The organism is Vibrio sp. YT-17, from assembly GCF_033337375.1.
In the GTDB taxonomy this organism is placed as follows: Bacteria; Pseudomonadota; Gammaproteobacteria; order Enterobacterales; family Vibrionaceae; genus Vibrio; species Vibrio alginolyticus.
Window position 1 is genome coordinate 34,368 of the sequence record NZ_JAWOQP010000020.1, and the last position, 22,540, is coordinate 56,907.

A 22,540-nucleotide genomic window follows, 5' to 3' on the forward strand; every position below is an offset into this window, starting at 1 on the left:
CCAGAGCCAGAGCCAGAGCCAGAGCCAGAGCCAGAGCCAGAGCCAGAGCCAGAGCCAGAGCCAGAGCCAGAGCCAGAGCCAGAATTGCAGCTACAATACTCGGAGCCAGAAACGTACCAGTTTCAAGAAACATATCCGCCAGAGTTGGAAGCTCCAAACCTGGAAGATGTTCAAAGGCTATTAAGTCAGCTTGAAGCAAGCAACCCAGTGGCTGAGTTGGATATTGATAGTATTCTTGAACAAAATACGATTGATATTGCAGCAGAGATAAAAGCGGCTGAGCCTGAGGTACAAACCTTTAGTGAGGTGCCTGAGCTTCAGGGTGTTGAGGAAATACAGGACTGGGTGATTGATGAGCCAGTTTTTGAGGAAGCTCAACCAGAGGTGGATGAACCTCACGCAGTGATCGAACAAAGTATCAATATAGAATCGAACGTCGATACTGAACTCGAAACACAAGCAGATTCCGATATACCAACGGCCTGGGAGAGTACGAAGCGAAGTGAGGACTTCCAAGTTCTTTACTTTGATGTGAATGGTGTCACGTTTGCTGTACCTCTTGATGAGTTAGGTGGTATTCATCGCATTAGCGAGCTTAACCATTTGATAGGAAAACCCGCCTGGTATTTGGGGCTACAAACAAATCGCGAGCAACAGTTTGATGTCGTCGATACCGCGAAATGGGTGATGGCAGATAAGCTTCGTGATGATAGCTATAAAGATAACTACCAATATGTCGTCATGCTTGGTGAGAGCATGTGGGGGTTGGCCAGTAACCAATTAATGGGGACTGAAACGCTTAATATCGGCAAGGTTCGCTGGCGTGAGCAGGCGGGTAAACGCCCTTGGCTAGCGGGCATGGTAAAAGAAAAAATGTGTGCCTTAATTCATGTCCAGGCGCTCATTGACATGCTAAACGCCGGTTTAGATGTCAAATCACTGAATTAGATTTAAGTCGGGAACGACATTAACGAGGATTAACTATGTCTCAAGCTTTTGAAGTAGAAGTGAAGAAAGATGCATCGAATGACGAAGTTCTTCAGTGGGTGACGTTCCAGCTAGAAGAAGAAACGTACGGCATCAACGTAATGCAAGTTCGTGAAGTACTTCGTTATACTGAAATTGCCCCTGTTCCAGGTGCACCAGATTATGTACTTGGTATCATCAACCTACGCGGTAATGTAGTTACTGTTATCGATACACGTTCACGTTTTGGCCTGATGGAAGGCGAAGTCACCGACAACACTCGTATTATTGTGATCGAGTCTGAGCGTCAAGTGATTGGTATCTTAGTAGATAGCGTGGCAGAAGTCGTTTATCTGCGTTCTTCTGAAATTGATACGACGCCTTCAGTTGGTACCGACGAGAGTGCGAAGTTCATCCAGGGTGTGAGCAACCGTGACGGCAAGCTTCTTATCCTTGTGGATTTGAACAAGCTGCTAACAGATGACGAGTGGGACGAGATGGCTCACCTTTAATGGCTGAATGATGATGGCTGAAGAGACTCTTTTATCTGCCCCATTCCTTGCGGGTGGCGTTGCTTTTATCGTGTTGGTATTGGTTGTTTTGCAACTGCGGATTCGCTCGGGGTTACAAAAGCAGTTAGATCAACAACGAGCTCAATCTCGACACGCAGATAAAGAAGTGCAAAAGTTGAGTAAGCAGTTACTCGAAGTGCGCTCGGTTGTTGTTGGTCTTGGACAAAAAGTGACCGAGCAACAAGACATTATTCAGCACTTAAACGAGAGAATTCGCGAACTCGAACACGCTGATACTGATGGTCGCTTGTACAGTCGCGCTTCTAAAATGGTACAGCTTGGCGCTGATATCAACGAGCTGATTGAAGAGTGCGAACTACCAAAAGCCGAAGCTGAGTTGATGCTTTCACTGCAGAAGAAACTGGCGGGGAAAGAGAAGATTCCACCATTAAGTGGTCAGCCATCAGATGACTCAGAATATCCAACGCGTGGACGTCGTCGACGCTAAAGGTTATCAAGCGAAAAAAAGAGGCGTTATTACGCCTCTTTTTTTGTTTTTAGCCTCTAATGCTCTTCTTAAATACAACCCTAGACAACCTTCAGTCGATCTTGCTCTTAGTTCTGGCCTCTCAAATTCAAAATGAGCGCTTATAACTACTTATAGTTAATTTTATTAAAGTGTGATGATTAATTAACAAAAATACATGAACTTACATGTAACCTAGCCCTCTTATCCTGTTTTGTCATAACTAAGCTGTGCTAATATAGCGGCTCGTTCATTTTTTAGTTGAAGCTCTATGTTAGAAGTGTCTAACCTGACAGCAATCCGTGATGAAAGGGTTCTGTTTGAAAACCTGCAGTTTGAAATTAAGCCTGGTGAATTGGTCCAGATCGAAGGGCGTAATGGTACTGGTAAAACTACATTGCTACGGATTGTGACAGGGTTAGGTGATAGAGAAGAAGGTGTCATTAAATGGAAAGGCGAAGAGGTTGAAAAATCTCGTGATGTTTTCCATCAAGATCTGCTTTTCTTAGGACATCAAACAGGAGTGAAACGAGAGCTTACCGCATTAGAAAACTTACGTTTTTATCAATCTATTCAAAATAATCGCTCTTCAGACGAAGAAATCTTTATCGCTTTGACTCAAGTAGGATTAGCTGGTCGAGAAGATGTGCCTGTAGCACAACTTTCCGCAGGTCAGCAACGACGAGTCGCATTGGCAAGGTTATGGCTCAGTAAGCAAATTTTATGGATCTTAGATGAGCCGTTGACTGCCATTGATAAGCAAGGTGTCAAGGTGCTTGAATCTTTGTTCGCAAGTCATGCTGATAATGGCGGTATTGTTGTGTTGACGACGCATCAAGATATGTTTGCGGACAGCCCGAAACTTAGAAAAATAAAGCTGGGTGACTGATATGATTTCCTCGATGACCACCATCATTCGTCGTGAGCTCCTAATCGCATTTCGCCGTCAGGCAGACATTCTGAACCCGCTGTGGTTCTTTATTATTGTCATTACTCTCTTTCCTCTGAGTATTGGACCAGAGCCTAATTTGTTAGCACGTATTGCAGCGGGCATCGTTTGGGTTGCCGCATTGCTGTCCGCCTTATTATCATTAGAGCGTCTATTTCGTGATGATTTTCAAGACGGTGCACTAGAACAAATGATGCTAATGCCGATTCCATTGCAACTTGTAGTGGTTTCAAAGGTCATAGCACATTGGTTGTTAACAGGGTTACCTCTGATTTTAATTAGCCCATTATTGGCGGTTTTACTTTCGCTCGACTTCAATACTTGGCTATCGGTTGTATTAACCTTGATGATCGGTACACCAACACTAAGTTTTATTGGCGCCATTGGTGTGGCGTTGACTGTTGGGTTGCAAAAGGGTGGCGTTCTTTTGAGTTTGCTTATTCTTCCGCTCTACATCCCAATTTTGATTTTCGCAACATCGGCAATTGATGCTGCGGCACTCGGTATGGCGTATAACGGTCAACTAGCGATTTTAGGTGCGATGCTAATGGGGGCGATGACATTAACGCCTTTTGCCATCAGTGCCGCATTGCGAGTTAGTGTTAACTAACTCAATAAAGTGCCAATGAAGCGGCGCTTGATCAAAGAATTATTATTAAAGCACTGCTACGGTCTCAACCCTTTAGACAGTGTCCCTGAAGTAAGAGTGAGAACAAAACATGTGGAAATGGCTACATCCTTATGCCAAGCCAGAAGCAGCTTATCGTTTGAGTGGTAAGTTTCTGCCTTGGTTTTCTGTATTGGCCCTCGTATGCTTATCGGTTGGTACGGTTTGGGGGCTTGCATTTGCGCCTTCAGATTACCAACAAGGTGACAGTTTCCGAATCATCTACATTCATGTCCCATCAGCTATTTGGTCTATGGGCGTTTATATGTCGATGGCGATCGCTGCATTTATTGGCCTAGTATGGCAAGTTCGCCTATCTGATATGGCGGCACTTGCGATGGCTCCGATTGGTGCAGTATTTACTTTTATTGCTCTACTTACAGGTGCTGTTTGGGGCAAGCCTATGTGGGGCACTTGGTGGGTATGGGATGCCCGTCTTACATCTGAATTGATTCTTCTATTTCTCTACCTTGGTGTGATTGCGCTTTACCATGCGTTTGACGATCAAAAAACCGCCGCAAAAGCTGCTGGTATTTTAGCGATCGTAGGCGTAGTAAACCTACCTATCATTCACTTTTCCGTGGAATGGTGGAACACGCTTCATCAAGGTGCGACGATCACGAAATTTGAACAACCTTCTATTTCATCCGACATGCTTTGGCCGTTATTGCTGAACATCTTTGGCTTTGCGTTCTTCTTTGGTGCCGTGACGATGGTCCGTTTTCGTAACGAAATCATCAGTAAAGAAAGTCACCGCCCTTGGGTGCGCAAACTCGCAACAGAACAAACTCAGTGAGGTAACTGATTATGCATTTTGAATCTCTGAGCGACTTTTTTGCCATGGGTGGCTACGCATCATACGTATGGAGTGCGTTTGGTATTACTTTCTTATCCATGCTGATTCTTCTGATCACTAGCCTTCGCCGCGGTGATGCATTATTGAAAGAAGTGAAAGCAAAAATTGACCGTCAAGCTCGTATCGACGCAGCGAAGAACATGGAGAACATCTTATGAACCCGAGACGTAAAAAGAGGCTAGGTATTGTACTAGCGATCTTTATCGGTATTAGTGCCACCATTGGTTTGATACTTTATGCGCTTAACCAAAATATGGACCTTTTCTACACTCCAACGGAATTGGTTAATGGTAAGCCAGATGGCACCAAGCCAGAAGTAGGCCAGCGTCTGCGTATCGGTGGAATGGTGGTTGTGGGCTCAGTTCGTCGAGATCCTAATTCTTTGAAAGTGAGTTTTGACCTGCACGATGTCGGTCCGAAAGTGACGATTACCTATGACGGTATTCTTCCTGACTTGTTCCGTGAAGGGCAGGGTATTGTTGCTCAAGGTGTACTGAAAGATGCCACGACAGTTGAGGCATTTGAGGTCCTAGCGAAGCACGATGAAGAATACATGCCACCAGAAATTGCAGAAGCGATGAAGAAAACGCATGAACCGCTTCAATACAGCACCGAACAGAAACAAGGAAGCGGCCAATGATTGCTGAAATCGGTCACTTTGCTCTCATTCTTTCGCTTGCAATGGCTGTGCTGTTGAGCGTATTGCCATTGTGGGGAGCATCGAATAATAACACCATGCTCATGAACACAGCGCGACCGCTATCTTGGTCTATGTTCCTGATGCTGTTGTTCTCTTTCGCCATTTTATGTTGGGGATTTTATACCAACGACTTCACGTTACAGTATGTAGCGAGCAACTCGAATAGTCAGCTTCCTTGGTACTACCGTTTAACCGCAGTATGGGGTGCGCACGAAGGTTCACTGTTGCTATGGGTTTTAATCCAAGCTGCTTGGACTGTCGCTGTAGCGACGTTTAGTCGTGGTATGCCGCAAGAGTCGGTTGCACGTGTACTTGCTGTTATGGGCATGATCTCAGTGGGTTTCCTACTGTTTATCATCCTAACGTCAAACCCATTCCTACGTACGTTACCGTTCTTCCCGGTTGACGGACGTGACTTGAACCCTCTGCTTCAAGATCCTGGTTTGATTGTTCACCCGCCAATGCTTTACATGGGCTATGTTGGTTTCTCGGTTGCGTTCTCTTTTGCGATCGCATCCCTAATGACCGGACGCCTTGATACGGCTTGGGCTCGTTGGTCTCGTCCTTGGACAACCGCAGCATGGGTATTTTTAACACTTGGTATCGCACTAGGTTCTTGGTGGGCTTACTACGAACTTGGCTGGGGTGGCTGGTGGTTCTGGGACCCAGTAGAAAACGCATCATTCATGCCTTGGTTAGCGGGTACCGCATTAATGCACTCTCTTGCCGTCACAGAAAAACGCGGCACATTTAAAGCGTGGACGGTACTATTGGCAATCTCTGCATTTTCGTTGAGTTTGTTGGGCACCTTCTTAGTCCGTTCCGGTATTTTAGTATCGGTGCACGCGTTCGCGTCTGACCCGTCGCGCGGTATGTTTATTCTAGGCTTCCTCGTTTTCGTTATCGGCGGCTCTTTATTGCTGTTTGCCGTAAAAGGGGCAGCAGTGCGTGTACGAGGTAACTTCGACTTAGTCTCACGTGAAAATGCGCTCTTAGCCAACAACGTATTACTTATCGCCGCTCTTGTTGTGGTGTTAGTGGGGACACTGTTGCCGCTCGTACACAAGCAGCTTGGTTTGGGGTCGGTCTCTATCGGTGCGCCATTCTTTGACATGCTATTTGCGTGGTTAATGATGCCATTTGCTTTTCTGCTTGGTATTGGTCCTCTTATTCGCTGGAAGCGAGACAGTTTATCTAAACTTGTGAAACCAATGCTCGTTTCAGGTGTGCTTGCTTTCGCTTTGGCCGCGCTATGCGTGTACCTGTTTGCCGATTTCTTCTCAACCATGGCTTACATTGGTTGGGTGATGGCGATTTGGATTATTGCGATGCATGGCTTTGAATTGTACGAGCGTGCAACGCACCGTCATAGCTTTAGTGAAGGTGTTCGCAAGCTGCAACGTAGCCACTGGGCAATGATGTTGGGTCATGTTGGTCTGGCGGTATCTGTTATCGGTATTGCGATGGTACAGAACTACAGCATCGAGCGAGATGTACGTTTAGCACCTGGCGAACACTTCCAAATTCAAGGTTATGATTTCTACTTCTCAGGCTTGCGTGATAAAGATGGTCCAAACTACGATGGCTACATCGCAGACTTTGAGATCACACATGATGGCAAATACGTGAATACGCTTCACGCAGAGAAGCGCTTCTACCGTACGGCTAAGTCTATGATGACTGAAGCAGCCATTGACCGTGGTATTAGCCGCGACCTATACATTGCAATGGGTGAACGTTTAGACGACAACCGATCTTGGGCTGTTCGTATTTACTATAAACCGTTCGTTCGTTGGATTTGGGCTGGCTCTTTGATTATGGCATTAGGCGGCGCACTAGCGATTTCTGATAAACGCTACCGCTTCCGTAAATCGCCGAAGAAAAATGCGAAGTCAAAAGAGCAGGAGGCATAACATGAATAAGAAAATCTTATTTATTCCGCTTGTCGCTTTCATGATTCTAGCGGGCATTTTCGCAACCCAATTAATGCGTAACCAAGAGGGCGATGATCCAACTAAATTGGAGTCGGTTTTGGTTGGCAAGCCAGTTCCTGAGTTTCATTTAGAAGACCTGGCTGAGCTTGGAAAACAGTACGACCAATCAATTTTTAAAGGTGAACCGTTGCTCTTGAACGTTTGGGCAACGTGGTGCCCAACGTGTTATGCAGAGCATAAATACCTAAACGAATTGGCGGGTAAGGGCGTTAAGATCATCGGTATGAATTACAAAGATGATCGTAATAAAGCAATAGGTTGGCTGAATGATCTCGGCAACCCGTACTTGATCAGCCTATTTGATGGCAGTGGTATGCTTGGCCTTGACCTTGGCGTTTATGGTGCTCCAGAAACATTCATTATTGATGCAAATGGTGTGATTCGCTATCGCCATGTAGGGGATGTAAACCCACGTAATTGGTCAGAAACACTGGAGCCGCTTTACAACAAATTGGTTGAGGAGGCGAAGCAATGAGAAAGCTAATTCTTGCCGTTTTTGCTGCGATGACATTATCTCTTGCTGCTCACGCTGCCATTGAAGTGTACGAGTTCGATAACTTGGAACAAGAACAGCAGTTCAAAGAGTTAAGCCATACGCTCCGTTGCCCTAAATGTCAGAACAACACGATCTCGGATTCTAACGCTGAACTTGCTCAGGACTTACGCCATAAGGTGTACGAAATGACCAAAGAAGGTAAGTCCAAAGATGAGATTGTTGATTACATGATCGCCCGTTACGGTAACTTCGTGACTTACAACCCACCATTTACGGTCGCGACTGCGATTTTGTGGCTAGGGCCACTCGCTGTAGTACTGGGTGGTTTTGGTTTGATCGTACTGCGTAGCCGTAAATCTAAAGTTAAGGCAAAAGCGAGCAGTGACGAGCAATGGGATGAGCAAAAAGAAGCTCGTTTAAAAGCATTGCTTGAAGAAGAGAACAACGGAGATAAGAAGTAATGACACTATTTTGGATTTCCACCGTTGTTCTCACGCTTATTGCTTGTGCGCTGGTGGCTTTGCCGCTGCTTAAACAAAAAGCGAACAATGATGATGTGTTACGCGATGAGCTCAACAAGGCATTTTATAAAGACCGACTATCTGAGCTTGCAGAAGAAACTGACGAAGGTCTGGTTGAAAGTGAAGACGAACTGATTTCTGATCTAAAGCAATCACTGCTTGACGATATCCCTGGTGATAGAGCGCAAAAAGAAACCAAGGTTTCTCCAATCGCAGTTTTAGTTCCATCGGTAATTCTGACGGTGGTGCTGAGCTATGGTTTGTATTATAAATTTGGCGCGTCAGACGATATTGTTCAATGGCAAGAAGTGTCTGCAAATCTACCTAAGTTATCGAAAAAGCTGATGTCGGCTTCTTCTGAGCCGCTGAGTGACGATGAAATGGCGGATTTGACCCTTGCCCTTCGAACTCGCTTACATTACCAGCCGGAAGACTCGACAGGTTGGTTACTGCTAGGTCGTATTGCGTTAGCAAATCGTGATGTCACCACAGCTATCGATGCGATGGAAAAATCGTACCGCCTAGAGCCAAAAGACCCAGATGTGATGTTGGGTTATGCACAAGCTCTGATGCTGTCTCAAGAGGAAATGGATCAAGCGACGGCTCGCTCATTACTCGGCAAGCTGATGCAGCAAGACTATGTCGATCTGCGTGTGTTTTCTTTGTTAGCGTTCGATGCGTTTGAGCGTCAAGACTTCCCGGCAGCCATCAAGTACTGGGGAATCATGCAGCAAATGATTGGTCCAGAAGATAGTCGCTACGAGATGTTGTCACGCAGTATTGAGAGTGCTCGTAAGCAAATGGGCGAAGCGGTTTCACCGGATAAGAGTGTAGCAGTGACAATTAATGTGGCACCAAATGCTCAGTTGGATCCAAACGCAGTTCTGATTGTGTCAGTACATCGTTCAGATGGCTCCCCGATGCCTGTGGCTGCTGCTCGTTATCCGCTAGGTACTTTCCCTCGCACAGTCGTATTAGATGATGGCAATGCCATGATGCAAGGGCAAAAGTTATCTTCACTCGATAAGCTAATCGTCCGTGTGCGTGTAGATTCTGACGGTAACGTAGCAACGCGTGATCAAGATTGGCACGGAGAAAGTGACGTCGTTGAATTTGGCGCACCAGTAGAAGTGACCATTGATCAGCAGTATTAATTGTTAACATCTGTCTCTGAAACATGACAACGAGGTAGAGTCAGTTGCCTTTAGTGGTATGACTCTAAACGATCGAGTAGAATACCGAAGGCCAGCGATTGCTGGCCTTTATTTATTCCCATATCTGAGTCATCTTTACTATGTATCCTGCTCAACATACGTACAATGGTTAATCGGGGTGACTTAGGTACATTAATAGTCGTTATGGAAAATAAAATGTATAACAAGGGTAAATCTACCTTCTTGTTGCTGTTAGCCGTTGGACTGGTTGGCTGTTCAAGTGCGCCTGATGAAGCAGTAACAGGACAAGAAACAAATCAAACGACTTCTGATGTGTATGACCCGTTGGAAGGCTTTAACCGAACCATGTGGGAACTCAACTACGAATATTTAGATCCGTATTTGGTTCGTCCTGTATCACTTGCGTATGTAGAATACACGCCAGTTCCTATTCGTTCTGGTATCGCTAACTTCTTATCGAACTTAGATGAGCCAGCAAGCATGGTTAATAACTTAATCATGGGTAATGGTACGAAAGCCGTGGACCACTTTAACCGTTTTTGGATTAACTCGACGTTCGGTATTTTCGGTTTATTCGATATTGCAAGTGCCGCGGGTATTACGAAGTACGACGAGAAAGCGTTCAGTGATGCGGTAGGCCACTATGGTGTTGGAAATGGTCCTTACTTCATGGTTCCAGGTTATGGTCCGTATACCTTACGTGAAGTGACAGATACCGTAGATAGTACGTATTTACCCCTCTCTTATCTCAACTTCTGGGCGAGTTTGGGTAAGTGGGCGTTTGAAGGAATGGAGAAGCGTGCTTTATTAGTACCGCAAGAAGCGCAGCTAGACTCGTCGCCGGATCCATATATTCTTACTCGCGATGTTTATATCCAGCGTCAAAACTTTAAAGCAGAAGTTGAAACGGTAGAAGAAGTTAACATCGAAGAAGAAGAGTATTTAGATGAATATCTAGAAGACTTTTAAGCGTTGTTCTTCATAATCGAGAAATGAAAAAAGGCTTAGCTGATACTAAGCCTTTTTTGTATTTTGCCGCTTGGTTAGAAACGGTAGTTTGCTTGAACACCGATTAGCCAAACATTACCCGTAGTTTCGCCTACAAATTGGCCGCCGACTTGTTCTGCAGTGTCGTCTGACTTGTAACCACGAGACTCAACGATTGGTGCGTCTTTCGCAAAAATATAGGTGAAGCCAGCGTCTAGGCTGAAGTCTTTCGTCCAATCGTACGTTGCGCCAATACTTAGCCAAGTACGGTCAGTTTCTGGAATAGTAATCGTGCGGTTTTTGTCGCTTACCGCTGAAGTATCGTATGCAATACCAGTGCGTAGCGCTAGCTTAGGATCAAGCTGGTAAGTAGCACCAACAGCAAAGCGATAGTTGTCTTCCCAGTTTTCTACTTTAACCATATGCGTGCCAGCAGTATTTAGACGTGCTTCCAATTTCTCGAAAGAGCTCCAATCCGTCCAGTTAACGCTTGCGTGTAACGCAAATTGGTCTGTTACTTGGTGGAAGCTTGCCAACTCAGCCGTTGCAGGCAGGTTTAGATACATGTAGCCGTTGTCGCGTTCAGAAGTACCGAAGCCAAAACCAAGACCTTCAGCATGGCCTTCAAGCTTCAGTTCAACTTCAGATTTGTACGCGAAGCCGATACGGTTATTTTCATTGATCTGCCATGCTGTACCAACTTGCCAGCCCCAAGCGGTATCGTCACCTTCCATGTATTTTAGAGCGGTACCTTGAGGAACACTGATTGGTTGATTAGTTTCAGGGTTTAACCCTACAACGTTATTCTTAGGAGCTGCTGCGCCAAAGCTGCCTTCGCCGATGATGTAACGGATACCACCACCAACGCTGATTGATTCATTGACTTTGTAAGCTGTGTTCAAGTTCGCTTCCATTGTCGTTACGCTTGCTTCGTTACCGAAGTGCGAGGCACCAAAGCCTTTACCTAAATCGGTTTCCATGCCGTAGTTGGTGCCAAATGCCAAACCAATTGCGAATTTCTCATTATATTGGTGTGATAGGTAGAAGTTTGGAATGATTGCATCATGTGCGAAGTCATCTGAAGATGCAGAAGAAGTGCTACCGTGGAAGTTTACATCACCTTCAATATCAATATTTGGGTTCACATAGATTGCACCAACGGACACTTGAGTGCCTTCCAAATAAGTTAGCATTGCTGGGTTACGCCATTGTGCACTTGCGTTGTCAGCCATTGCTGCTTCACCAGCATATGCTCGACCTAGGCCTGTTGCAGAATATTCAGCAAGTTGGAAACCTGCTGCGTTAGCCATGCCCGTTGTGCCAAGTAGGCTTAATGCCACTGCTGTTGATAGAAGAGTCTTGTTGGTTTTCATTCGAATGTTCGCTGATTTGTTTATAACGTGGGACGAAAGTTTAAAGGTAGAGTTTTTACTTTAGAAATGAAAATCCAGCATAAGTAGTCATTTGGAATATTATGCTCTCAAGTGTTGATTGGGTGGTTTAATTATCTAACTGTGAAAGGCTTGTAAACGGAATTCAGCGAACAGCTGTGCGTCCTAATTGTGAGATTTAGATACACGTGTTCACTCAAATTGAGTGAGCAATAAATCGCAGATATGAAAAAAGGCTGGAAATCCAGCCTTTTATATAAAGTATTTTTCTACTAACTAACAGCGAAGCGTTTAGAAGCTACGGCTGTATTGTAAGCCGAATAGAATTGCATCAGCGCGTGTTGTTGCTGACAAGCTCGAGATATTTTGAGGGCTTTGAGCGTCACTTGGGTTGTACATTGGGTTAGGTGTTGATTCATTTACCTCAACATCTTTACCCATTAGGTACGTAAAGCCAAAGTCGACATTTGATTTACTATCAATGTGATAAGTAAAGCCGGTAGAGAACCATTGGCGATCTGAGTCAGGAACGGAAACAGACGTTAAGTCAGCTTGGGCGCTCGTGTCGTACATGTAACCAGCACGAAGTGTCCAGTTATTACTTAGGTAATATGTACCACCAATCGAGTAGTGCCAACCATCTTGCCACTGGTACTGTTTATCGTACGATGAGCCAAGAGGAGAGCCTTTTAAGTTAGAGAATTCAATTTGATCGAAAGTTTCCCAGCCAATGTATTGGATGCTGTAGTGTACAGCAAACTTAGTGTCTTGAATTTTGTGGAAGCCGGAGAACTCGGCCATATCTGGTAAAGGTAGTGTGATTTTTTGACCTTTATCGTCTTTTGCTTCCATTTCTGGACTATGACGGTATGCAAGACCAAATCGATTGTTTTCATCTAGCTCGTACACAGTACCAACATTGAAACCTACAGCCCAACCATCAGCTTCGTCTACATCGACGAGTGTGCCTATTGCAGCATGTTCACGCTTCATTGTACCTTGGCCGTAGATTAAATCTAAACCAGCACCAAAGCTCCATTGTTCATTGAGACGGTAAGAACCTGCAAGGCCAAAGTTTACGCTCTTAACATCAGTTAAGCCGCCATATTCTTTTGCCGCAAAGCTATTGTCGAATTCTGTTTTAGTACCGAAATTAGAGTATGCGTTTACGCCCCATGCAAACTTGTCATTTACAGGAACGATTAGATGAATGTTCGGTGCAATAGAAGTATCGCCAGCGTCGTCATAGTTTGAGTCGACAGGCTTGAACAGTGTTGGTGCTACTTGGCACGTTGAACCACAATATTTCGCATCTTTCACTTCAATCATTGAAGTAATGCTTTCGAAACCTAGCGAAAGTTCCATTTTATCAAACAGAGCCATTGCTGCTGGGTTACGAGCCATTACTGCTGCATTATCTGCGATTACTGCATCACCAGCAAATGCACGGCCGATGCCAGTTGCTGATTGAGCGTTGATTTGGAAACCCGCTGCCATCGATTGACCTGAGGCAAAAGCTACCGTTACTGCTAGGAGAGTCTTTTTAAACAGACGCGTGTTCTGAGTCATTTGTTTTTCCTTATTAGATTCGTCTCTTTGGACGATAAATTGAGCTTTTGCTCAGTGGCGCAGATAGTAGTATCAATAATTGCTTGGACAAATCCGACCATTGGATAAAATTGAATAAAAATTGCAGAAATGATGTCTAAAAGACGGGAAATTGCACTTAAAATGCATAATTTAGAGTTTAAGCTCTAAATGGTATAGCGATGGTGAATGTTTTGCGTTCTATTTATACAAAAATGCCGCTAAATAAGATCATTTAGCGGCATTTAACCTTTTGAAGGCTGGAAATCGTCGAAGTTGTTACATCGGCTTAATCATTGATGCAAGAGTCGTAGCGATAGCATCAATATTTTCACCTTCTTCCCCGACTAAAATCAGGCTTGAACTCCCAACGGGCTGAACGATTCCGGTCATGCCATCCTTATTAAAGTCGGTACTTTGTTCGCTTGGAATACCAGTAATAAATAACGTTACTTTACCTTTTGGACCTTGGAACACCATATGCACCGCATTGGATTCACCAAAACCGCAGTGGTTTAGGTAGTAAACGTGATATGGAAAGTTTTCACTAAACTGGTAATGAAATGGCGACATTTTCGCATTAATTTGCGAGCTCGGTACATCCTCATCAAGATGACGAACAAACGGTTCTTCATGAATTACGTGTTTCATCGCGGTATCCGCTAAACTGGCTTGTGCTGGAGACACCAAAACATTTCCCCAGTTTACTTGACCAACTAATAACCCTGCGGTGAACGCAATAGAAGCGGCAAGTGCCATTGCTTTGCGGACAAAGTTTGGTCTGACGACCTTCTCTTCATCAAGTGCACTCGACGTCTGGCTAAATAAAATCTTATCTGCGAGATCTTCGGGTACATCCACATTCATGGCTTGTTTAATTTTTACATCGAGATCCAAAACGTCATCAACAAACTTATTGTTGGCGTCGCTACCAGCTAAAGCTTGCAGAATCTCTTCATCCTTTTGTTTTGGATCCGACAAAATACGACGACGAAATTCTAAATCATCCATTCTTTTGTCCTCTCTTGGTATCTTGAGAATCCAACATCTCTTTAAGTTGATTACGAGCGCGAAATAGTCGAGTCATCACTGTGTTTTTATTTAAATCAAGAATGTCGCCAATTTCTTCTCCACTGAAACCACCGACAACTTGGAGAAATAAAGGCTCACGGTATTCAACATCGAGCTTCATGATCTGTGCCTGCAGCCATTCTTGCTGATGATGTGGGTCATCGCTGACTTTAGCATCATTGCCGTAATCATCGATATCAACTAAATCAAATTGTTTACGTTCGAAGCGGCGCGCATTTTCTCGTCTCAATATTGTGATGAGCCAAGACTTGGCAGCTTTTTCGTCTTGGAGGCTATCGAGTGACTTCCAAGCTCTAAGACAGGTTTCCTGAACTAGATCTTCCGCGACCGCTTTATCTTTGCACAACCAATATGCGTAGCGGTACAAGTCACGATGATACCCTCGGACGAGCGCTTCGTATTTTCTTTGCTTGTCCATATCAGAGTTGACCGGACTGTTGGAATTTTTCTTTCCAAACATTTTTAATATGGCCACAGGAGCCTCCATCCTCGCTCTGTGAGTTTCTTACTTGTTCTGAGCATGACTTTACTTGTTTCATCGCTTAGCGGTTTTGGTTGCAGGATTTGTCATGCAACCCCTTAGACACAATAAGCCATGTGGTTACCTAAAAGTGTATACGCAAATGTCAGATATCATCGAACACGAATTGATATATATTGTTAACAATATCATCATTAGTAATCAATGGCTTGGATAAGTTCACTCGATGGAGCATTAAAAGGGACTTCTGATGGTGGATTCTTGAATTGTTTTGAATCAATAATCGCTCTAGGTGAGCTTAAAACTCGTAAAATCACTATAAAATTGATCTATTTCAAAATATCAAGCAGTGAAGGGGTTATAGTACACCTTGTCATCTCGTTAGTCATTGCGACTAACATGTTGAGCAAGATGACACTTCCTTTTGAAGGCTGACTTTACTTTCTCCTAATCAGGAAACTGATTACTTTTCAATTGGCGTAAGTTAATTGTTTTATAGATATTCCGACCACACAGTTATGTGTGGTTTTTTTTTGCTTCGATTTTACTTTCCGTATACCTCTTACCGTTTTAACTCTCTATAGTTAACCATTAGTAATCGCATAATAATCAAAGAAGTAGAGTAATTGAACTACTTGCTTCACGTTTATTTAAACGCACGTTTGATAAATTTAACAAATTCATTACAATGCATCAGGTCAGACCTCTTGTATTTAAGGAGAAACAATGGGCAAGCAGGAAGTAAAAACACGCAATGGTGAGCGTGTCGCTATTGTCGCGGGGCTTCGAACTCCCTTTGCTCGTCAAAGCACGGAATTTAGCCAAGTGCCAGCGGTCGATTTAGGGAAAATGGTAGTAAGCGAAATGCTTGCTCGAACAGATATTGATCCGAAGCTAATCGAACAAGTGGTATTTGGACAAGTAGTACAAATGCCTGAAGCGCCAAACATCGCACGAGAAATCGTGTTAGGCACCGGTATGAACATCCATACTGATGCTTACAGTGTGACTCGAGCGTGTGCGACGAGTTTTCAAGCGGCGGTTAATGTCGCAGAAAGCATCATGGCGGGAACCATCGATATTGGTATTGCTGGCGGTGCAGACTCTTCTTCCGTCCTGCCTATTGGCGTATCAAAGAAACTGGCCGCTAATCTGCTTGCTCTTAGTAAGACAAAAACAATGGGTCAGAAGCTTAGTATCCTCAAAAACTTGAGCTTTAAAGACCTGATGCCAGTGCCACCAGCAGTAGCAGAGTACTCTACGGGTTTATCCATGGGACAAACTGCAGAGCAAATGGCTAAAACACATGGTATTTCTCGCGCAGAACAGGATGCGCTTGCACATCGTTCTCATACGCTGGCTTCTCAAGCTTGGAAAGAAGGAAAAATCCAAGATGAAGTGATGACGGCTTTCCCTGAACCATACAAAAAGTGGATTTCGGAAGATAACAATATTCGTCATGACTCAACGGTTGAGGGATACGCGAAATTGCGACCTGCGTTTGATCGTCAGTATGGCAGTGTTACGGCTGCGAACAGTACGCCATTGACTGATGGTGGTGCGGCAGTGATGTTGATGCGAGAAGGTAAAGCGAAAGAGCTCGGAATGGAGATTCTTGGTTACATCCGAGGTTATGCATTCTCTGCTATCGGCGTGGAAAAGGACATGCTGATGGGGCCGACTTATGCTACAGCGAAAGTGCTTGAAAATACAGGCTTGGAATTGTCAGACCTGACGTTGATCGACATGCACGAGGCCTTTGCTGCTCAAGCATTGGCGAATGTGAAGATGTTTGCTTCCGATAAGTTTGCTCAAGAAAACCTTGGTCGCTCAAAAGCGATTGGTGAAATTGACATGGATAAGTTCAACGTGCTTGGCGGATCAATTGCTTATGGTCACCCATTTGCTGCGACTGGTGCGCGTATGATGACGCAAACCCTACGAGAGCTAAAACGCCGTGGCGGTGGTATTGCATTGAATACCGCATGTGCTGCTGGTGGTCTTGGTGCGGCAATGATTCTGGAGGTTGAGTAATGAGCGAGCAAAAAGCATTTAGTCTAAAGGTTGATGAGCAAAATATTGCTTGGTTAGCAATTGATGTTCCTAATGAAAAAATGAATACGCTGCAGGCGGCTTTTGCTGACGAAATGAAAGAAATTTTTGCTCAGCTAAAAGACTCCAGTGGTATTAAAGGGATGATCATCCACTCCCTCAAACCGGACAATTTTGTTGCGGGTGCTGATGTTCGAATGCTAGAAGCATGCACCACAGCAAGTGAAGCGGAAGCCTTAGCAAGGCAAGGTCAGGAGTTGTTCCAGCAGCTATCGGACTTACCTTATCCTGTCGTTGCGGCTATTCATGGCCCATGTTTGGGCGGTGGTTTAGAACTGGCTCTTGCATGTGATTATCGTGTTTGTACGGATTCTGACAAAACGCGTTTAGGTCTGCCAGAAGTACAACTTGGTTTATTGCCAGGTTCTGGTGGTACTCAGCGTCTGCCACGTTTGATTGGCCTGTTACCGTCGTTGGACTTGATCCTGACGGGTAAACAACTTCGTGCGAAGAAAGCTAAAAAATTGGGCGTTGTGGACGCCTGTGTGCCTGACACCATTTTGCTCGACGTAGCAAAACAGTTTATCGACAAAGGTAAAAACAAGGGCACGAAAAAGCTATCGACGAAAGAAAAGGTGATGTCTGGTAGCGGGCTAGGGCGCAAGTTTGTATTTGAGCAAGCTGCGAAGAAAACGAATCAAAAAACTCGCGGTAACTATCCAGCAACGGTTGCAATTCTAGAAGTTATTCAACATGGCTTAGAGAAAGGCTTCGCTAAAGGTCAAGAACTTGAAGCGAAGCGCTTCGGTGAGCTTGTGATGAGCTCAGAGTCAAAAGCGCTCCGTTCGATCTTCTTTGCCACAACAGAAATGAAGAAAGAAAATGGCACGGATGCGAAACCAGCACCAGTTCATAAAGTTGGTGTGCTTGGTGGTGGTCTGATGGGCGCCGGAATCAGCCATGTGTCTGTTGCAAAAGCAAAAGTACCTGTTCGCATCAAAGACGTTAGCAACGATGGCGTTTTAAATGCGCTCAACTACAACTACAAGTTATTTGAGAAACAGCGCAAACGTCGCATTCTATCCAAGGCCGATCTGCAAGCGAAAATGCTGCAACTGTCTGGTGGTGTCGATTTTACCAGTTTTAATCATATTGATGTCGTAATTGAAGCCGTTTTTGAAGACTTAGATCTTAAGCAAAAAATGGTGGCGGACATTGAAGCAAACGCTAAGACAGAAACTATCTTTGCGACCAATACTTCTTCGTTGCCTATCCACAAAATTGCAGAAAAAGCAGAGCGTCCAGAAAACGTAGTTGGTTTGCATTACTTCAGCCCAGTAGAAAAAATGCCTTTGGTGGAAGTGATTCCGCATGAAACGACGTCAGATGAAACCGTTTCAACAGTTGTTGCACTTGCTAAGAAGCAAGGTAAAACCCCGATCGTAGTGAAAGACAAAGCGGGCTTTTACGTGAACCGCATTCTTGCTCCATACATGAACGAAGCGGCGCATATTTTGTTGGCTAACGAACCGATCGAAAAGATTGATACGGCGTTGCTTGACTTTGGTTTCCCTGTCGGCCCGATTACCTTACTGGATGAAGTCGGTGTCGACATTGGCGCGAAAATTATGCCGATTCTGGTTAATGAGTTAGGTGACCGATTCAAAGGCCCGGATGTGTTTGATATCTTGTTAAATGATGGACGTAAAGGACGCAAGAGTGGTAAGGGCTTTTACACTTACAAGGGCAAGAAGAAAGATGTCGACAAATCGATTTACAAACTGCTTAAGCTCGACCCTGAATCTAAGCTAAGCGATAACGATATTGCGTTGCGCTGTGTGCTGCCAATGCTGAATGAAGCGGTACGTTGTTTGGATGATGGCATCATTCGCTCGCCACGTGACGGTGATATTGGCGCGATATTTGGTATTGGTTTCCCACCGTTCTTGGGTGGTCCGTTCCGTTACATGGACCAATTTGGCATTAAAGAGCTCGTAGAGAAAATGAATGAGTTTGCATCGAAGTATGGCGATCGTTACGCGCCATGTGATGGTTTGCTTACTCGAGCTGGTGAAGGGACAACGTTCTATTAAACGTTGCTTCGGTAGAGAAAAAGGCTTGCCAGTGGCAAGCCTTTTTCATAAAGAAGAAATGGTTACTTCTTCTTGTCTTTCTTATCTTTATTGTGGCCTTTACCTGGGTTGTCGTCCCCGTGAACGCTGCTGTTACCTTTTTTGTCTTTATCATTCCACTGCTTTGAAGAGCAATCATCTGATTTGATGGATACATTGTCTCCGCTAAGGCGCACACAGTCGTCACTTAATTCGAAGCCATCGCCTTTGACTGAGATTTCAGCGTAAGCAGATGCCAATGGCAGTATAAGAGCCACTAGTAAAAGTGCTTTTTTCATGATTACCTCATTAAGTTATTTTTAGTGCGGTAATTAGAGATAAGCCGCAATGGCGTAATTTCAATTTTCTGCCAATTATGGTGCCGATTCAATCTATGAGACCGACAACCTCATGGGTTTGTAGGTACATTCTAGTAATCGACAATTTTATTTCTGAGCAACTAGATCACCCCAAGCCGCAATCTTTTGGCCGAAGTTGGAACTCTTCAATCGATCCTATTTCTTGTCCTAGATGGATGCGCGGAGCCTCCGAATGCGCTTGACCTTGAGAGTGCATGATCAAACGATTTGCAGTACGAGGTTTCAATTCGTTCACAACGAAGCGAATCATGTCTGCGCGCGTCAGCTTCTTCAACTCCGTAAGTACCTTGTCACGTTGGTTAAACTCAGTGTCTTTGTTTCCTATTGCAACCCAAAGACGTTGAGCTCGTCCTCGAAGAGTGGTGTCAGGCGTTGCTATTTGGTTCCACAAGCCGCGCTTACTGCTGTGCCATTGGTAATCGTTTAGCTCTAACAGCACCATATAAAAGGCATTTAAAAACTCGTCGATTGAGGTAACCAGCTCGGCAGGTGCTGCATTAGGTGACTGCACATACAGTACAATACCAGGGTGACGATTTAGCGGCATATTGCCAGTGCCTACCATGTAACCTAATTGCTGCTTGGTACGGATTTCGTGGAAAAACGTTGCCGACATAAGGTGATTGGCCAATGAGTATAGCGCGATACTGCGAGGCTCAATATCCTCGCACTGGTGGTAAATAACGACTGCGGAATCTTGCTGATTACAATGCACCTCACGTTGAAAACTGCCATTTTTACCTAGCATAATGAGCGGACGAAGTGCTTCTTCATAACGTTGCTCGTTCACTCTTAGAGCATCCTTTAAGGTCGTTGCCATGTCATGGGCTTGCTGGCGTTGCCAGTCTCCGTAGACAAACATTTCGACGTGCAGTTCTGCAAGAATGGATTCTACGAATACCGAGAGTTCATCGACTTCGATTTCTTCTAGCGCTTCGACTAAGGTTGCGAAAGGCGGGTTATTGGGTTGAAGTAACCCAGTAAGTGCGTTAAACAGCTGAGAAATAGGGCGATCTTGTGAAGCATTTCTCCAGTTTCGTAACAGTTGTTGTTTGATGGTTTCAAAGCGAGCAGGGCTGAAATCTCGAGAAGCAAAACGGTGCAGAATCATTTCCAGCAACTGAGGCAGCTTTTGACTGAACCCAGAGAGGGTTAAGGTCACGCCACCTTGGTGAGCGTACATGTTGTAACCCATCCCTGCGATTTCTGCTTGATAGGTTTCTTTTGCTAGCGAATCGAGGAACATCTCTACACATAAGCGCGTTTTGACGATGTTCTTTGGTGATGCAACGGCATGAGAGCTGTCGATAGCGACATAAACGACACCTTTAGGCACGCGAAATTCGTCATCTTGCAAATGCCACAGCCGAAACCCTTCGAGATCCTCAATCAACTCTGGCAGCGAATCACCATTTTCGAGTGGCATGGGGTCGAGGTCGTAGCAAATATAAGGGTTCTTTTTCGGTAAGACGAATTGCCAGCTTGGGTCGATTTGTTGATAGAAACGACGTTGGTCCTCACTAAAAGGTGTGACGGAGTACGGGGTAAAGTACCATTCGGCAGTACGGTTGTATTCCAGGCCTTTAGCAATCAAAGTGACGCGTACATTATCGATGGTTAAGTATCGCAGCAATGAACGCTGTAACTCCTCATCGTAGCCCGCCATTTTGTAGTCACCATAAACCGTGTCTTCCGGTTGATAGTGCTGCATGTTGATCACCAGATGGCTGACGAGATCCATTGGGCGCGATGGCTCTTGGAAGCGGAAAGCCGATTCTAATACCGCTTGTTTTTCGAGATAGCGCCATTCATCTAACCCGTCTTGTTTGATCATCGAGAGGTATTGAAAAACAGCTTGAACGATATCATCAACATGATCTAAGCCGTTTGGCGTCAGGGTGCAGCTTACGGTAAAGTCTCGGTAGTTACTGCCACTCGCGCCGCCGCCCGCTGAGAGAGAGGTAATCCAGCCTTTTTCTTTGAGTTGAAGCATCAAACTGCCTTCTCCTTCATAACCCAACAGGTGAGCAAAGTAGGAGAGTGGCTTCACGCTATAATGCGCATCCATTCCCGGCATGGGGAATGTGAGAATCAGTTTACGGAACTCTTTGAGCGGCTCGACTTGAACCAAAATGCCCGTGCTTTCCTCAGTGCCTATCGGTACATCAATCGATTTTCCACGAAGGTGGTGATTTGGGATGTCGGCAAACATGGTTTCTACCCAAGCTTGCTGTTCATCGAGCGACTGTGGCCCAAATAGAGTCAGTGTCATCAAATCGGCGGAATACTGAGAGTGGTGAAACTCCACAATTTCGTCGCGGATGGATTTACCATCTCGGTCGCCAAGAGTATCTAAGTTTCCGACAGAGAATTTTGAAAACGGGTGCTCTGGATTGATGACTTCTTTGTTAACTTGATACAGGCGACGAGAATCATCATTGAGTTTGAGCTTGTATTCGGAGTCGACAGCCTGGCGTTCTTTGTCTAATGCTTCTTCGTTAAACAAAGGTGCGGTAAAAAATTGGCTAAATCGATCTAAGGCACTTTCAAAGGCATTTGGAGCAATATTGAAAAAGAAACAAGTGTGCTCTGTACCAGTCCAAGCGTTGTTTGTTCCACCGTGTTGGCTAATATAGCTTTGAAACTCGCCCACTTTAGGGTATTTTTCCGTACCCAAAAAAAGCATGTGTTCTAAATAGTGTGCCAGACCTTGGCGATCGTTTGGGTCGTCGAAGTGTCCAACGTTCACTGCCAGAGCAGCTGCCGACTGTTGAGCTGTATCGGAATGAATCAGCAGTACACGCAGTTCATTGCTCAAGGTAATGTAGCGGTATTGATTTGAATCGTTAGGACTTAGATGCACGATGCGTCTCCAGATTTCGCATTACAGTAATTTAGGCTCCCCTCGCGGGGGGCGCAAAGTTTGCGTTTCGACAAATACTGCTTGCCGTATTTTTGTTATTCGTAGACTTCTGCACAGGCCCATCGCGTTTGCGTATGGGGAAGAACTGTTTGAGTGAATGCTCTGAACTCATTGCACAGTTAAATAGTGTGATGAACTGAGTACATTCTTTTAATAGATTGTTAAGAAAGTCGC

21 protein-coding genes are annotated in these 22,540 nt (G+C 44.8%); 15 read left to right on the forward strand and 6 right to left on the reverse strand.

Annotation, left to right across the window (positions count from 1 at the left end; genetic code table 11):
• From R7F67_RS17855 to R7F67_RS17915, 13 genes are all read left to right on the forward strand, one after another.
• The coding region (locus tag R7F67_RS17855; RefSeq protein WP_318057298.1) for a chemotaxis protein CheW at positions 1-948 on the forward strand (948 nt) is incomplete at its 5' end.
• Between the two features lie 35 nt (positions 949-983).
• Entirely contained in the window at positions 984-1,478 is a 495-nt protein-coding gene (locus R7F67_RS17860; protein ID WP_005380507.1) for a chemotaxis protein CheW, read from the forward strand.
• Positions 1,479-1,491: 13 nt separating this feature from the next.
• On the forward strand, positions 1,492-1,986 hold the full coding sequence (locus R7F67_RS17865; RefSeq protein ID WP_025767176.1) for a DUF2802 domain-containing protein: 495 nt from the start codon (positions 1,492-1,494) through the stop codon (positions 1,984-1,986).
• A gap of 289 nt (positions 1,987-2,275) precedes the next feature.
• Positions 2,276-2,893 carry a cytochrome c biogenesis heme-transporting ATPase CcmA gene (ccmA, locus tag R7F67_RS17870; protein WP_005380511.1) on the forward strand — a complete coding sequence of 206 codons (618 nt, stop codon included), beginning with the start codon at positions 2,276-2,278 and terminating at the stop codon, positions 2,891-2,893.
• Between the two features lies 1 nt (position 2,894).
• Complete coding sequence (gene ccmB, locus R7F67_RS17875) at positions 2,895-3,563, forward strand: heme exporter protein CcmB (RefSeq protein ID WP_005380512.1); 669 nt, start codon at positions 2,895-2,897, stop codon at positions 3,561-3,563.
• A gap of 109 nt (positions 3,564-3,672) precedes the next feature.
• Entirely contained in the window at positions 3,673-4,416 is a 744-nt protein-coding gene (locus R7F67_RS17880; RefSeq protein WP_005380513.1) for a heme ABC transporter permease, read from the forward strand.
• 11 nt (positions 4,417-4,427) lie between these two features.
• Positions 4,428-4,634 (forward strand): heme exporter protein CcmD, encoded by a 207-nt coding sequence (gene ccmD / locus R7F67_RS17885; protein WP_318057299.1) that lies wholly within the window; start codon positions 4,428-4,430, stop codon positions 4,632-4,634.
• On the forward strand, positions 4,631-5,116 hold the full coding sequence (gene ccmE, locus R7F67_RS17890) for a cytochrome c maturation protein CcmE (protein ID WP_005380516.1): 486 nt from the start codon (positions 4,631-4,633) through the stop codon (positions 5,114-5,116). The genes ccmD and ccmE overlap by 4 nt, the downstream gene beginning before the upstream one ends.
• Positions 5,113-7,089, forward strand: a complete 1,977-nt coding sequence (locus R7F67_RS17895) for a heme lyase CcmF/NrfE family subunit (protein WP_021034009.1) — start codon at positions 5,113-5,115, stop codon at positions 7,087-7,089. Before ccmE ends, R7F67_RS17895 begins: the two co-directional genes overlap by 4 nt.
• Before the next feature lies 1 nt (position 7,090).
• A complete protein-coding gene (locus R7F67_RS17900) occupies positions 7,091-7,645 on the forward strand; it encodes a DsbE family thiol:disulfide interchange protein (RefSeq protein WP_258475843.1) in 555 nt (184 codons plus the stop codon).
• Positions 7,642-8,127, forward strand: coding sequence for a cytochrome c-type biogenesis protein (locus R7F67_RS17905; RefSeq protein WP_005380519.1), 486 nt, complete (start codon positions 7,642-7,644; stop codon positions 8,125-8,127). Before R7F67_RS17900 ends, R7F67_RS17905 begins: the two co-directional genes overlap by 4 nt.
• Positions 8,127-9,341 carry a c-type cytochrome biogenesis protein CcmI gene (gene ccmI, locus R7F67_RS17910; protein ID WP_258475841.1) on the forward strand — a complete coding sequence of 405 codons (1,215 nt, stop codon included), beginning with the start codon at positions 8,127-8,129 and terminating at the stop codon, positions 9,339-9,341. Before R7F67_RS17905 ends, ccmI begins: the two co-directional genes overlap by 1 nt.
• A 216-nt stretch (positions 9,342-9,557) precedes the next feature.
• Entirely contained in the window at positions 9,558-10,331 is a 774-nt protein-coding gene (locus R7F67_RS17915; RefSeq protein ID WP_005380523.1) for a VacJ family lipoprotein, read from the forward strand.
• A 74-nt stretch (positions 10,332-10,405) separates the two neighbouring features.
• Here the strand turns inward: R7F67_RS17915 and R7F67_RS17920 are convergent, their stop codons facing one another.
• The 4 genes from R7F67_RS17920 to R7F67_RS17935 all read right to left on the reverse strand — a co-directional run bounded on the left by R7F67_RS17920 (position 10,406) and on the right by R7F67_RS17935 (position 14,906).
• Positions 10,406-11,722 carry an outer membrane protein transport protein gene (locus R7F67_RS17920; RefSeq protein WP_318057300.1) on the reverse strand — a complete coding sequence of 439 codons (1,317 nt, stop codon included), beginning with the start codon at positions 11,720-11,722 and terminating at the stop codon, positions 10,406-10,408.
• A gap of 309 nt (positions 11,723-12,031) precedes the next feature.
• Positions 12,032-13,309 carry an outer membrane protein transport protein gene (locus R7F67_RS17925; RefSeq protein ID WP_149192451.1) on the reverse strand — a complete coding sequence of 426 codons (1,278 nt, stop codon included), beginning with the start codon at positions 13,307-13,309 and terminating at the stop codon, positions 12,032-12,034.
• A 297-nt stretch (positions 13,310-13,606) separates the two neighbouring features.
• Positions 13,607-14,338 carry a DUF3379 domain-containing protein gene (locus R7F67_RS17930; protein WP_005380527.1) on the reverse strand — a complete coding sequence of 244 codons (732 nt, stop codon included), beginning with the start codon at positions 14,336-14,338 and terminating at the stop codon, positions 13,607-13,609.
• Entirely contained in the window at positions 14,331-14,906 is a 576-nt protein-coding gene (locus R7F67_RS17935) for a sigma-70 family RNA polymerase sigma factor (protein WP_042522516.1), read from the reverse strand. Before R7F67_RS17935 ends, R7F67_RS17930 begins: the two co-directional genes overlap by 8 nt.
• A 720-nt stretch (positions 14,907-15,626) precedes the next feature.
• On the opposite strand from R7F67_RS17935, the gene fadI reads away from it, so the two are divergent.
• Both fadI and fadJ read left to right on the forward strand, forming a co-directional pair.
• Complete coding sequence (gene fadI / locus R7F67_RS17940) at positions 15,627-16,934, forward strand: acetyl-CoA C-acyltransferase FadI (protein WP_005384447.1); 1,308 nt, start codon at positions 15,627-15,629, stop codon at positions 16,932-16,934.
• Complete coding sequence (gene fadJ / locus R7F67_RS17945) at positions 16,934-19,045, forward strand: fatty acid oxidation complex subunit alpha FadJ (protein ID WP_065274742.1); 2,112 nt, start codon at positions 16,934-16,936, stop codon at positions 19,043-19,045. The genes fadI and fadJ overlap by 1 nt, the downstream gene beginning before the upstream one ends.
• Before the next feature lie 62 nt (positions 19,046-19,107).
• Here the strand turns inward: fadJ and R7F67_RS17950 are convergent, their stop codons facing one another.
• Positions 19,108-19,362, reverse strand: coding sequence for a CG2 omega domain protein (locus R7F67_RS17950; protein WP_065274741.1), 255 nt, complete (start codon positions 19,360-19,362; stop codon positions 19,108-19,110).
• Positions 19,363-19,528: 166 nt separating this feature from the next.
• Positions 19,529-22,306 carry an insulinase family protein gene (locus R7F67_RS17955; protein WP_053306685.1) on the reverse strand — a complete coding sequence of 926 codons (2,778 nt, stop codon included), beginning with the start codon at positions 22,304-22,306 and terminating at the stop codon, positions 19,529-19,531.
• Positions 22,307-22,540: the final 234 nt, after the last annotated feature.